12 protein-coding genes are annotated in these 13,189 nt (G+C 62.3%); 9 read left to right on the top strand and 3 right to left on the bottom strand.

Annotation, left to right across the window (positions count from 1 at the left end; translation table 11 throughout):
- Window positions 1-4 precede the first annotated feature (4 nt).
- Entirely contained in the window at window positions 5-604 is a 600-nt protein-coding gene (locus AOT83_RS13930) for a TetR/AcrR family transcriptional regulator (protein ID WP_057964804.1), read from the bottom strand.
- Window positions 605-667: 63 nt separating this feature from the next.
- Here AOT83_RS13930 and AOT83_RS13925 point away from each other — a divergent pair, with 63 nt between their 5' ends.
- The 4 genes from AOT83_RS13925 to AOT83_RS13910 all read left to right on the top strand — a co-directional run bounded on the left by AOT83_RS13925 (window position 668) and on the right by AOT83_RS13910 (window position 5,190).
- Window positions 668-2,260 carry an FAD-binding oxidoreductase gene (locus tag AOT83_RS13925; RefSeq protein ID WP_057964805.1) on the top strand — a complete coding sequence of 531 codons (1,593 nt, stop codon included), beginning with the start codon at window positions 668-670 and terminating at the stop codon, window positions 2,258-2,260.
- A 5-nt stretch (window positions 2,261-2,265) separates the two neighbouring features.
- Window positions 2,266-3,144: a diacylglycerol kinase gene (locus AOT83_RS13920; RefSeq protein WP_057964916.1), complete on the top strand. Its 879-nt coding sequence runs from the start codon at window positions 2,266-2,268 to the stop codon at window positions 3,142-3,144.
- Between the two features lie 123 nt (window positions 3,145-3,267).
- Window positions 3,268-3,966, top strand: a complete 699-nt coding sequence (locus tag AOT83_RS13915; RefSeq protein ID WP_030096630.1) for a YciI family protein — start codon at window positions 3,268-3,270, stop codon at window positions 3,964-3,966.
- A gap of 6 nt (window positions 3,967-3,972) precedes the next feature.
- Window positions 3,973-5,190 carry a sigma-70 family RNA polymerase sigma factor gene (locus tag AOT83_RS13910; RefSeq protein ID WP_030096629.1) on the top strand — a complete coding sequence of 406 codons (1,218 nt, stop codon included), beginning with the start codon at window positions 3,973-3,975 and terminating at the stop codon, window positions 5,188-5,190.
- A gap of 9 nt (window positions 5,191-5,199) precedes the next feature.
- Here the strand turns inward: AOT83_RS13910 and AOT83_RS13905 are convergent, their stop codons facing one another.
- On the bottom strand, window positions 5,200-6,192 hold the full coding sequence (locus tag AOT83_RS13905) for an alpha/beta fold hydrolase (protein WP_057964806.1): 993 nt from the start codon (window positions 6,190-6,192) through the stop codon (window positions 5,200-5,202).
- 225 nt (window positions 6,193-6,417) lie between these two features.
- Here AOT83_RS13905 and AOT83_RS26875 point away from each other — a divergent pair, with 225 nt between their 5' ends.
- The 5 genes from AOT83_RS26875 to AOT83_RS13880 all read left to right on the top strand — a co-directional run bounded on the left by AOT83_RS26875 (window position 6,418) and on the right by AOT83_RS13880 (window position 11,682).
- Complete coding sequence (locus tag AOT83_RS26875) at window positions 6,418-7,695, top strand: LysR family transcriptional regulator (protein WP_081343781.1); 1,278 nt, start codon at window positions 6,418-6,420, stop codon at window positions 7,693-7,695.
- 953 nt (window positions 7,696-8,648) lie between these two features.
- On the top strand, window positions 8,649-9,251 hold the full coding sequence (locus AOT83_RS13895) for an HdeD family acid-resistance protein (protein WP_070943197.1): 603 nt from the start codon (window positions 8,649-8,651) through the stop codon (window positions 9,249-9,251).
- Between the two features lie 44 nt (window positions 9,252-9,295).
- Window positions 9,296-10,762 (top strand): CoA transferase, encoded by a 1,467-nt coding sequence (locus tag AOT83_RS13890; RefSeq protein WP_057964808.1) that lies wholly within the window; start codon window positions 9,296-9,298, stop codon window positions 10,760-10,762.
- Window positions 10,763-10,804: 42 nt separating this feature from the next.
- Window positions 10,805-11,221, top strand: coding sequence for a hypothetical protein (locus AOT83_RS13885; RefSeq protein WP_030096624.1), 417 nt, complete (start codon window positions 10,805-10,807; stop codon window positions 11,219-11,221).
- Window positions 11,222-11,304: 83 nt separating this feature from the next.
- Window positions 11,305-11,682 (top strand): Lsr2 family protein, encoded by a 378-nt coding sequence (locus AOT83_RS13880; RefSeq protein WP_030096623.1) that lies wholly within the window; start codon window positions 11,305-11,307, stop codon window positions 11,680-11,682.
- 178 nt (window positions 11,683-11,860) lie between these two features.
- Here the strand turns inward: AOT83_RS13880 and AOT83_RS13875 are convergent, their stop codons facing one another.
- The gene (locus AOT83_RS13875; protein ID WP_078313556.1) at window positions 11,861-13,006 is read right to left on the bottom strand and encodes a GGDEF domain-containing protein; all 1,146 of its coding nucleotides are present in this window, start codon (window positions 13,004-13,006) and stop codon (window positions 11,861-11,863) included.
- Window positions 13,007-13,189: the final 183 nt, after the last annotated feature.

Below are 13,189 nucleotides of genomic sequence, written 5' to 3'. Positions count from 1 at the left end.
CAGATCAAGCCGTGAGATATCCGTCGATGGCAGTGGCCAATTCGTGCACCAGCTCGTCCGGCGACATGATGTCGGTGACGATGCGCGCCGACTGGAGAACCGACTGTCCGATCAGCAGCACCATCGCCGCCATCTGCTCCGGGGCCCCGCCACGAATCGATCCGTCGCCCTGCCCCTCGGCGATGAGCATCGCTGTCCAGCCGATGAGCGCACGCTGACTGGTCCCCAATCGCCGCACGATGTAGGTCAGTAGAAGTTCGGGGTCTGATCGCAAGATCGCCGCGAAAATCGAATGCTCGCGCACCTGGGTGACCAGCCCTGTCACCGATTGGACCAGGCGATCACGTGCGTGCCCCTGTCCGGTCGCGGGAAGGATTGACGCCATTTCCCGCGTCAGCAGATCGGCGACCAGGGAGCGCACATCGGGCCAGCGCCGATACACCGACGGACGGCTGACACCGGCGCGTTTGGCGACCTCGACCAGCGTGGTGCGGCGCACTCCGAACTCGGTGACGCATGACAACGCCGCGTCCAGGATGCGTTCGGTGACGGCATCCGCCGGAATCTCCGCGACCCCGGCGATATCAGTGGTCTCGACCGTCATGTCACCTCACCCTCTCCCAGAAATCTGCGTTACAACTTGCCATCGTATGTAATACTGTAACGCATGATGGAGTGGGACGCCTGGGGCGTGGCGGAAAAACGACAGACTCTCTCACCTCAGGTGAAGGCGCTCTTGGCGTCGGCGCTGGGCATTCCCGAACGAGATCCGGTCAGCCGCGATGAATCGACCGTCGCGTTGTCCCCCAGCTCGCTCACCGAAGAACAGTTGGCCGCCCTGTCCGGACTGCTTGGCGCGGAGCATGTCCGGACCGATCACGGTGCCCGGCTACGGCACGCGGGCGGCAAAAGCACCCCGGACCTGTTACGCCGACGCTCCACCGACGTCCAGGAAGCACCCGACGCCATCGTCTACCCGGCGTCGCATGAGGAGGTCTCCACTCTCCTCTCACTGTGTGACGAGCGGGCCATCGCGGTCGTACCGTTCGGCGGCGGCACCAGCGTGGTCGGCGGGCTGGACCCCGAGCGCGGCGGATTCACCGCAGTCATCGCAGTGGATCTGCGAAGGATGTCCGGCCTGGTCTCCCTCGACGAGGAATCCGGAACCGCCGTGCTGCTGCCGGGAACAACAGGCCCCGAAGCCGAGGAACTCCTTGGCGCCAAGGGCTTCTCACTAGGGCACTTCCCCCAGAGCTTCCGTTTCGCGAGTATCGGCGGTTTTGCCGCCACCCGCTCCTCCGGGCAGGCCTCCAGCGGATACGGGCGCTTCGACGCGATGGTGGATGCGGTCCGGATCGCCACCCCGCGCGGAGATCTGGAGCTGGGCAGAGCGCCCGCGTCGGCAGCCGGACCCGACCTACGGCAGCTCTTCCTGGGATCGGAAGGAGCCCTCGGCATCATCACCGAGGTGACGGTGCGCGTGCACCGGCTCCCCGAGGAAACCTGGTACCAGGGCTGGTCCTTCCCCTCCTTCGATGCCGGGGCCCAGGCGCTGCGCACACTGGTTCAGTCCGATGCCGCACCCACCGTGCTGCGGCTGTCCGATGAAGCCGAAAGCGGACTCAATCTCGCACTGGCCAAAGACATCGGCGGGAAGAACCCTGCCGCCGGAGTGCTGGCGATCACCACGGTCGAGGGCACCCCGGGGCATGTCGCGGCCCGCTCGGCCGAAGTGGCGGCCGTTCTCAGCGCCGCCGGTGGCACCGCCCTCGGCGACGAGCCCGGCAAGGCCTGGGATCACGGCCGTTTCGATGCACCGTACCTGCGCGATGCCCTCATCGACGCCGGCGCGGTGGTGGAGACGTTGGAGACCGCGACCTCATGGCGCAACCTCGCCACCCTGCGTACGGCGGTCACCACTGCACTCTCTGAAACACTTGGCGCCCAAGGCACCCCGCCATTGGTGTTGTGCCATATCTCGCACACCTATCGCACCGGTGCCTCGCTCTACTTCACCGTGGTGTGCGCGGCCGCCGAGGATCCGATGACCCAATGGGGCAAGGCGAAGAAGGCTGCGGGTGACGCCATCGTCGCCGCGGGTGGCACCATCACCCACCATCACGCGGTAGGGCGCGATCATCAGCCGTGGCTTGTCGATGAGGTCGGCGAGCTCGGCATCGAGATACTGCAGGCGGTGAAGCGAACCGTCGATCCGCGGGGAATTCTCAACCCCGGCAAGCTAATTCCTGTCAGCGAGTAGTGCCGATGACCCACCTCACCGTCCTGACGAATCCGGCAGCCGGTCACGGCGCAGCGCAGGCAGCCGAGGCTGCCATCGCGCATCTGCGAGCGCGTGGGCTGACGGTGACGCATCACGCCGCGTCATCGGCATCGGAATCGCACGCACTGGCCCAGGAAGCCGCCCGCACGGGCGCCCGCGGGATCGTCGCCGCGGGCGGAGACGGTCTGGTGAGCATCGCGCTGCAGGCGGTCGCGTCCACCCCGGTAGCGCTGGGCGTCATCCCCATCGGTACCGGAAATGATTGCGCCCGCATGCTGGACATCCCGCTCGGCGACCCGGTTGCCGCCGCCGATGTGATCGCGTCCGGAAACACCCGGGTGATCGACTGCGGGCGCGTGCAATACAACGGACACACAACTTGGTTTGCCACCGTGGTGGCATCGGGATTCGACTCGTTGGTCAATGATCGGGCCAACCGGATGAGCTGGCCCCGTGGCCGGCGCCGGTATGACATCGCCATGGCGTTGGAAGCGGCGAAGCTGCGGCCGCTACCTTTCCGCATCGAATTGGATGATCAGGTGATCGAGACCGATGTCACCCTGGTCGCGGTCGGAAACGGAACCTCGTATGGCGGCGGAATGCGCATCTGCCCCAATGCCATTCTGGACGACGGGTTGCTGGATGTGACCGTGGTGGCCGCAGGCGGACGGCTGCGCCTGCTGCGGCTCTCCCCCACGGTCTACAAGGGCACCCATGTCGATCTGCCCGAGGTCAGCACCTTCCGGTCGCGGCGTGTCCGGCTGTCCGCCGCCGATATCACCGCCTATGCCGACGGCGATCCGGTGGCGCCCCTGCCGATCGATATCGATGTCGTTCCCGGAGCCCTGACCGTCTTCGCCTGACCGTTGCGCCGGATCCGGAAACTTTTTTCCCGCGAGGTGTCTGAACGGTGATGCGCGGTTCGTCAGACAGGTAGAGAGTGGATCGCAGAGTTCCGCTCACTGATACCGACGGAGGGCTCCACCATGCATTACCTCGCGCTACTCATAGGTCCCCAGCAGGAACGCACCCCCGACGAGGCTGCGCAGGAACTGACGGATTACTTGAACTTCCAGGCCAAGGCAGCGTCAGTCATCCGCGCTGGCGACGCGCTGTATCCCGAAACCGACAGCGTCCGGATCACCGGCGGACCCGATGCCCCCGTCATCACCGACGGTCCGTTCGCCGAGGGCGCCGAGGTCGCGAACGGCTACTACGTATTGGAGGCGGACAATCTCGATGATGCCCTTGCCTTGGCCCGGGACATCCCGGAGGCCAAGCGCGGCGCGGTCGAAGTGTGGCCACTGGTCCACTGCTCCCAGGAATTCGGAGGACAGGGGTCCACAAGCTGGCTCGCACTGCTGTTGGAGCCCGGAGAACACGCACATGTACCGGGCAGCCCCGAATGGGAGGCCGTGGCGGCCAAGCACGGGGCGTTCGGTGAGAAGGCAAGTGGGCACATCAAGATCGCGGGACCGCTGCATCCCCCGTCCACGGCCACCACGGTCCGGGTCCGCGACGGAGAGACTGTGCTCACCGACGGCCCGTACGTCGAGGGAAGTGAAATCGCGAACGGTTTCTACGTGCTCACCACCGATGACCGCGACCAAGCCATCCAGCTGGCCTCGCAGCTGCCGGCATCGGCGGTGCAGTTGCGGCAGCTCACCGGCGTCTCGGGTTTCTAACACCGGATGACCAACCTGGACGGCGTCTTTCGGCGGGAGTGGGGGCCAACGGTCGCCGCCATCGCACGGTGGTCGGGAGACCTCACCGTCGCCGAGGACGCCGTTCAGGAAGCGTGCACTGATGCTGTGCGCACCTGGCCACGCGACGGAATACCCGACAATCCGGGCGGGTGGTTGCTCACAGCCGCACGGAATAGGGCGCGCGACCGGTTGCGGCGCGAGACGCTGCGTCCGGGAAAGGAATTGGCCGCCGTGGTCGACGACATCACCGCCCGTACCGACGTCTCCGATCCCCAGTATGTGCACGATGATGAGCTGCGGATGATGTTCACCTGTGCCCATCCCGCGCTCGAGCGAGTCTCCCAGTTGGCCCTCACGCTGCGGCTGGTATCGGGGCTGACGGTCGCCGAGATCGCCCGGGCACTCCTGCACAGCGAGGCCGCGATTGGTCAGCGAATCACCCGCGCCAAGGCCAAGATTCGCACGGCGAACATTCCCCTGCGGGTGCCGCCTGCCGAGCTCCTGCCCGAACGCACCCCGCATGTACTCAGCTGCATCTATTCGGTCTTCACCGAGGGCTACTGGTCCACGGGCGGGCCGTCGGCGATTCGCGACGAGCTCTGCGACGAGGGGGTACGGCTGGCCGGTGAGCTGAGCAAGCTCATGCCGCAGGAACGAGAGGCCAATGCACTGGCCGCACTCGTACTGCTTCATGATTCACGACGACTGGTACGCATGGATCGTGACGGCGCGCTGGTGCCCCTGGACGAACAAGACCGGACCCGATGGGATAACGAGCGCATCGCCCGTGGATTGAGCCAGTTACGGCAGGCCGCCGGCTCGACCGGCCCCTATCTACCGCAGGCGGTGATCGCCGCCCTGCACGCCACCGCGCCCTCCTGGGAGGAAACCGACTGGCACACCATCTGTCAGGCCTACGACCGGCTCGCCCAGATGACGGGCTCACCAGTGGTGCTGGTGAACCGGGCGTTGGCCATCGGTCTGCGCGATACCCCCGACGCGGGACTGGCCGCGCTGGAGAAGGTGGCCCACGATCCGCGATTGGCGCGATCGAATCTGGCGGCCACCGTCCGCGCCGACCTACTTCGGCGCGCCGGACGAAACTCCGACGCCGCACAGTGGTACCGAACAGCATTGTCCACCAATGGTTCCGATCCAGGACGTGCATTCCTGCGCCGGCGGATAGCCGAGTGCGAAGGCTAGCGCCAACGGCTAGACGGCATCGAGAACACTCTCTAACCACAGGCCGATATCGCGGTGGACGCGATCTTTCTCCGGCTCGTTGAGGATCTCGTGACGTCCACCCGCGTAGAACCGGCACTCCAGCCGCCGGTGACCTTCGGCCAGGTAGCGACTGATGAGACCTTGAATGGTTTCGGTACGGCCGCCGACCGGATCTTCGCTTCCCGCGATGACAAGGATGGGCAGCTCGGACGGCACGCGGGATTCGTTCGCCAGTTCCCATAATGAGTGGAACCCCTTGATCACCGAATACGTCATCGCATTGGAGAAAGGCTTGCCACACAGGGGATCCGATTGAAAGATACGGACCTCTTCGGGGTCACAGGTCTGCCACTCCGACCCGGTGGGAGTGACACCTTCGACCACGAACGGCGCATTGAACCCCGCCAGGAGTGAGCCGAAGAACTCGCTGGGCGCCATCGCGTCCGGACCGGTCGCTACGGCCTCGAGCTGGACAATGGCCTGCTGGTAGGCCTCTTCGGTGAGGCCCGGCACCGCACCCAGCGTCCCGCACAGGACCGCCCCTGCGAGGAGGTTCCCGTGGTTCTGGATGTGCGACTGCGTCAATGCCGATCCCATGCTGTGCCCGAAGGCGATCAGCGGCAGGCCGGGGCTATCGGCACGTGCGATATCAGCGAGTTGCTTGATGTCGGCCGTCATATCGTCCCAGGCCGTGACTCCCAGCTGCCCCAGCCCGTCAAGACCGGCGGTCTGTCCATGCCCACGCAGGTCGAGGGCGTACACCACGCACCCGTGCGCGGCCAGGAATCGGGCCAGACGGTCGTAGCGCGCACTGTATTCGGCGATTCCGTGTGTGATCTGCACGGCTGCGCGCGTTTCGATCCCGCACGGCGGATGCCACGTCCGATACCAGATGGCCTTCTGGTCCACCTCGGATGTGAACGTGGAAAACTCCGGCCCACCATCGTATTTCGCGTTAACCCCGGACGAATTCTCAGTCATGCCAATCCTTATCTCAGTCGATTTCTCCGGCGTACTTGCGGACATAGATGGCGTACAGAAAGTGCCTTCGGCCATCTCCGATGGCCAAGATCGCAATCTCCACCGCTCAGCGCCCCCAAGCCCGTTCGACGATATTTCGGGAACTGATCGGCACCCGCGATCAGCCATACCGACGGGAGTTTCCAACCGCCCAAAATACAGTGAATCATCGTTCCCTGATTCCGGATGCATACACGTTTACATATCCCAGGAAGGTGCGACACCTACACACGGACAAATTATGGACTTGAATTTGCGGTCCGCACGGAACTCCACAGATACAACAATGCTGCCGAGCAACCCAACGAAGCAGTAGGCAAGCCCTGGGAGCGCCGCCTTCGTAGGGTGTTTACCCTAGTAAAGCCTAGATTTAGAACCTCTCAAAGAAGTAGAACAGCAAGTTGGTGCGCACCGCAGGCAAGCCCCTCGACAGTATTGCTAATTTCGACATACTGTATTGCGCACAGCGAGGCAGCGCCCCTGATAGGTATTCATTCCGGCACCGCCCGATATGCTTCAGCCGTGAGTCCCCAGAGCTTGGACGTATACGATCTTCGGTGTTTCGTCGCGGTGGCATCAACACTGAATTTCACACAAGCTGCGCGGGATCTACATATATCCGCTCCGCCCCTTAGCCGACGGATCCGCGACATGGAGCGGCTATTGGGCGCAAAACTGTTCCTCCGCGATACCCGCCGCGTCGCACTGACCGTGGAAGGCGCCCGGCTACTTCCCGCCGCGCGGAGCATACTTGCGCGACTCGACGAGTTGCCGTCCATCGTGTCCCCGGAACCCGCCATACCCACACGGTCCATCGCCTACGGCGTTCCACCCTGGCTGCACCCCGACCTACGTACGGCCCTGGCAGACCTGGAAGAGGTACACGCAGCCCGCCTCACGTTGAAGAAATGGCCACGCGGCAGCACCGAGATCATTTCCGCGCTGCAGCAGGGAGACATTGCGTTCGGACTGGCCCGCCCCCCATTTGATTCGGTTGGATTGGCCAGGGCCGTCGTGCATGAAGAACGTTTAGGCGCAGTACTTTCCAAGAAAAGGTACGGATCCAGGTCGTCGATATCGGTGTCCGAACTTGCCAATCTGAACTATGTGACCGCCCGGCGCGACACCGATACCGAGTATCGCCACCAAGTAGACAGTGCGCTGGAATCTGCGGGTGTGCCCAGGCGGGAGAACGTTGACGCCGGCGACTATTTGGGTGCCGCTGATGTGATCAGCGTCGGCGATGGTTTCGCAATCGCACCGCTTGCCCCGGTCAGTGGCGCGCGGACGTACAACCTCGCCGAGAACGTCTGCGTACCGATCAACGATCTCGAGCTCACTCTGGTCACCTGCTTGGTTTGGCAGGCAAATCTCGCTGAGCGAGACCAAGAAGTCCGCGACGTCATCGACACCGCCATCGCACTACTACGCAGATCCGCTGACGCCCACCAGCAAGCTGGCTAGCCGAAGAAACTCCATCCTGCCGCCCGGTCGCCTTCAACGTCACGACCGCAGCTCTTGCGCAAGCCGATATAGCACTCGTCATTTATGCCATATTCGGCATTCCTCCCCGGCGCATCTGCCGCGTGAAGCGAACTTGATAGCTGCGTAACCCGAGAGGACATTGACAGTTCCGGTCGGCTCCACTGCCACTGCCCTGCAAATTCTGACTGAATACGAAATGGCGCACCGGGCGGTGCAGATTTTTAACGACCGACCCTACGGCTGACTGAACTCGCACAGGATCGAACGGTAGAGCGCCAATTCACATTCTCCTGCTTAGGTCAGGATGGAGAAGCTGCGGCATTCCGCGGGAGAGCCCCTCGTAAGGTGTCCCGTCCCGGGATGTCGCGTTGCGAGCTAATCGAACAGAGACAGCCGAACTAGATGAGCAACGTTCCAGGACGGTTTAACGCGGCGGGTATCGCGCGAATCGATAACCGTTCCTGCAGTGTACTTTTCATGTCACCAATTTCGTCCACCCAACGATGACAGAGCCACGCAAAGCGCCTCGAAAGCCTGCGCGAAGCTCAGCGCATCGGCAACCGCAACAAAGTATCTGAGGCCACACACATCCGGGTGACCATGACTCAAACCGGCAGGAAATACGAGCGTTGAAAACGGTTGAGCAAGCTAAACAATCCATTCTTCTTGTTTGCGGAATGCAGCGTTACCAGATTAGCAACACTGTCGGAGAGAATGCCTTCGTGGAGCGTGATAGCTTCAGCATCCGGACCGGTTAGCTAATTAATTCGCGACAGAGCATAGGAGAGTCGATAGGCCGCGCTCTCCATCTATCTTTAGTTTCACCACGCGTCCAATTCACCTGGGTAGTGACGCCACCGATGCAAGCGCGAGAAACCATTCCGCCCATCACAGGGACATTCAGTTCAGGACATATAAGAAGGGGTAGGGAAATGACCGATACAGCAACTGATCTAGAGGATTCACCGATTAGGCGTTTTGCTCAGAACGCCTGGCTCTATGTTCTGGGCCTCGGTATTGCCGCGATTGCCACAGGCGCCGTTGTCTTGGCTTGGCCTGGACAAACCCTTCTTGTGCTCGGAGTCTTCTTCGGGATCTACCTACTGCTCAGCGGCCTCGTAGAGATCGTTCTCGCGTTCGCGCCGCACCTGCGGGGCTGGACCCGCTTCGTCAATGTCATCACCGGCATACTTTCCATCGTTCTCGGTGTGATCTGCCTGCGCGACCAGCTGGAATCCGTTCTGCTCCTGGCCGTTTGGATCGGCGCGGGCTGGATCATCACCGGCATCGGCCGCGTCGTTGCCGGCTTGGCCACCAGAGCACCCGGCAGCGGCTGGTCGGTCCTGCTCGGGGCGATACTCACCCTTGGCGGCATCGTCCTGATCGTTTATCCCGCCGATTCCATCGCAACATTGGCCCTGGTCTCCGGGATTTGGCTCATCGCCATCGGCGTTGCGCAAGTGATCGATGCCATTCAGCTCAAGCGCCGCACCGGACAGGTTAAGGACTTCATCCAAAGCCGGCTTGAGAACTAGCGGACCCGAGCACGTCTACGAGCTACCAGGAGAGTGTAGGAGCAATGACATCTGTACCTATCCAGCGCGATTTGACAACTCCCCCAGACATTTCCGCAGACTTCAACAAGCTGCTCGCGGGGCTGCAACTGGACATCGCCGACACCGGCGGAGAGGTGACCTTCACCGGCCAGGATCCCATCCTGCCCAGCAACCACCGGCTGGGCGCCATCATGGCGATGGGCATGATGGCGCCGGCTGTCGCCACACAGATCCTGTACCGCCTGCGAGGTGGACCGGAGCAGGACCTGTCGGTGGATCTGCGGCGCGCGGTAGCGCACATCAACCCCACCTACAACTTCGCCCCCACTGTGGGCGGGTATGCGATGCTTCCCGCCGCGGCGACGGCGAACCCATTCGGTTTCAGCATCTATCCGACCAAGGATGACCGCTGGTACCTGCCCACTGCTGTCTACCCCAAGGCGCTCCTGCAATGGCTCGGTCTCCTGAAATCCGGGTTTGACGCGAAGTCTGTCGGTCAGGCCATCGGTCAATGGAACGCCCAGGACCTGGAAGATGCGGCCGGGGCCCAGGGCATGATCGGCGCGATGTGTCGTACCCCCGAGGAGTGGTACGCACATCCGCAGGGTCAATACCTGGCCCAGACGCCGATGATCGAAATCGTCAAGATCGGCGATTCGGATCCCGAGCTGCCTGCGCTGACAAATCCCAACCGTCCGTTGTCGGGTATCAAGGCCGCCGCCATGACGCACGTCATTGCCGGACCGGTGGTCGGGCGTGTACTTGCCGAGCAGGGTGCTCAAGTTCTCGACTTGTCCAACCCCGCTGTGGAATACGAGGCTCTGGTCGAGGATTGCCATCTGGGCGCCCGGTCGACATGGTCCGATCTGAACCAGCAGAAGTATCGAGATCAGGCCCTGCAGTTGATCAAGGGGGCAGATGTCTTTGTCGAGAACTATCGGGGGCGCAAAATCGCGAACTTTGGGTTCTCGCCGGAGGCAGTCGCCGAGGCCCGGCCGGGCATCATCTATACCTCCGTCCGCGGCTTCGGCTGGGAGGGCTCGTGGATCGATCGCGGTGGTTTCGACATGGATGCCAACTGCGTTACTGGCTACACGACGCTGGAAGGGTCTCCGGAGAAGCCGGTGCTGCCACCCACCGTGATCCTGAACGACTACCTGGCCGGGTACCTCACCAGTGCGGGAGTTCTTGCAGCACTGATACTCCGGGCAAAGCACGGCGGCAGCTACCACGTGCGGACATCATTGTCGCGGTTCTCCATGTGGTACTCCGAGCTTGGCGTCTTCAACCCGGACTATGTCGCAGAGTCCCTGAAGAAGCCTGAGCACCAACCCATCCCGCCCGACGGGCTGGAATTGAGGTCCGCGTTCGGGCGGCATGTGCGTCTCGAGCCCGGTATCACCTATTCGAAGACACCCGGGCATTGGGAAGGTCTCGGCGGCTACCCGGTGGTCGGCCCGCAGGGCTCCTCCGATCCCGTCTGGGTCTAGTTCTCGACTAATTAACGAAAACCGCCACAAGTAAGGAAAAATATGACACTGAAGAATCGCTTCAACGGCCTCGTCGACCGCGCCAAGCAGGGGCAGGAACACCTTGACGCCGCGCAGGACAAGGCCAAAGCCGACCTGCAACAGGACGTCGACGCTGCCAAGGCCAAAGCCAAGGCCCACCATGAGAACGTCGAGGCGAAGGTGGGCGCCGCCGAGGACAAGGCCAGCTCTGCCTGGTCCGACCTGAAAGACAGCTGGAACACCCACGTTTCGAAGGTCAAGAGCGACTTCAGCGCCAAGGAAGCGAAGCTCGACGCCAAACTTGCCTCGCAAGAAGCCGACCTCGCCGAGTCCGATGCCTCGTATGCGATCGACGTCGCCCTGTCGGCGATCGAGGAAGCCGAAGACGCCGTTGTGTACGCGATTTACGCCCGCAAGTACTCCGACGACCTGAGCTAGTCGCTACTAGTCCGGATTCTACGACCGCCCGGTGACTGCTCCGTTGGCAGTCACCGGGCGTCCCCGAAGAAGAGGCCCTCAATATGGCGAAACGAGTGACCATCACTCTCGTCGATGATCTCGACGGTGTGGCGCATGCTGACGAAACCATCGAGTTCGAACTCGACAGCGTGTCCTACGCAATCGACTTGTCTTCCAGGAACGCTGAACGACTGCGTCACGAACTGTCGATGTGGATCGACCGGGCTCGAAGGGTTCGTTCGGAGGCAGCACTGCGCGGTCGGCAGCCTAGCCCGCCCCGGCGCACCACGACGGATCGTCTTCGCGGTAAAGCGATCCGCGAATGGGCACAACGGAATGGTCATCAGATCGCGGCCCACGGTCGGATCTCCGCAGAAATTATCGAGGCGTACCAGCGGAACACGAATCTGACGGGGCAGATCAAGTTACCGCTGAGGTGAAACCCGATGCGATAGAGAAGGACGTCCTCGGTCAACGAAAGTCGAGTGGACCCTTTAATCCATGTCAGCGATACGGTGGATGTCAACGACTACCACGCCGTAAATACGTTCATAATCAATAGCGCAATAAAGACTGTTCTTATACGGACTCGCATGACGAGCCTGCTTGCATTCTGCACTAACCTAAATCAATCAGAGACCCACACGGGTTCTCCTGCAGTCGGCGCTCGATCAGACCCGCTGCGGGCGACCGACTACTTCTCTTCACCGCGTACATCGCACTGTCTGCCTTCACCAGCAAGTCCGCGACGATCGTCATCAACGGCATCGGCTCAGCACCGTCGAAACGCGAAAATGCCTCGGACGCAACACCAACACTGGCATCCACCGTAACGCCACCGGCGCCAAGCGCCTTCTCAATCGTCCGCTGACAGTCGAGCGCAATGCTGGAACCGACGACGGAGACGACGCCGAACTCGTCGCCTCCGAGCCGGACCAACCACGTGTCGGGCCCGGCCAATGCCTGCAGCTTCAGCGCGGTTTGCCGCAGCACCTCGTCACCAGCATGATGACCTTGATTATCGTTGATCGACTTGAATCCGTTGAGATCAATTACGGCGACCACGACATGGGTATCCGCATTCCCGCCGACCCAGTCTTGACAGGCCTGCTGCAGACCACGCCGGTTGAGCAGACCGGTCAGCTCGTCGTGACGTGCCAGATAGTCCTTGTCTTTGGCGTCCTCGGCGAACAAGGACATGCCCGCGTAAATAGCCCAGGCAGCAACAGCATTCACCAACACAACAGTGGCCACCGTGGTGATGAGTGCCGGCACGCTGGAATCTCCGCGGATGACGGCCCCTCCTACGGTCAAGGCCGTTGCCAGTGCCGTCACCGCCGCCTGCGCAGCCATCGCCACGCGACCATGGAATGCAAAGGAGTACGTATTGGCCGCCACCAGCCATACCAACTTGAGGAAAGCAATACCGGTCTGGGTCACGACACACACGCCAGCAGTGATGGCCACATCGCAGTACACGATGTATGCGATCGACTCGACGTAAGCGACGGGTCTTCTGCTGGCATACCGCAGGCCCCAGGCGAACGCCGGTATCGAAATTGCCAAACAGAGCACCGGTATCGTGGACATGCGCGCGAAGGCCAGCGTTATCGCCGCGGCACCGATACCCGGGGCGCACACCGCAGTCAGCAGCCAGATGGGGCGCAGCAATCGAACCCCTTCCAGCACTTGAATATTGCCCGCGTAGATTCCTTCTGCATCGGCGCGGAATCTTCCCCACCTGGCTAGGCTTATCCCTGTCATGGGAATCGACACCTTTTCGCTAGAGGCCCCGAGACCTGATTCTCGCAAACACATCCGATTGACCCAGCAACATCGTAACCCCACCCCAGTGGCTGCGCACCACAAGGTGTTCGATCCATCTGCGCACTCACCGCTGAGTAGCTGCTCCAGCTGGTGAATAGAGCCTCGTTGGCCGCCACCGCG

The organism is Mycobacteroides sp. H001 (genome assembly GCF_001440005.1).
GTDB classification, from domain to species: domain Bacteria; phylum Actinomycetota; class Actinomycetes; order Mycobacteriales; family Mycobacteriaceae; genus Mycobacterium; species Mycobacterium gwanakae.
Note: the sequence above shows the minus strand (reverse complement) of the source record. Positions and strands in the feature narration are given on the sequence as shown.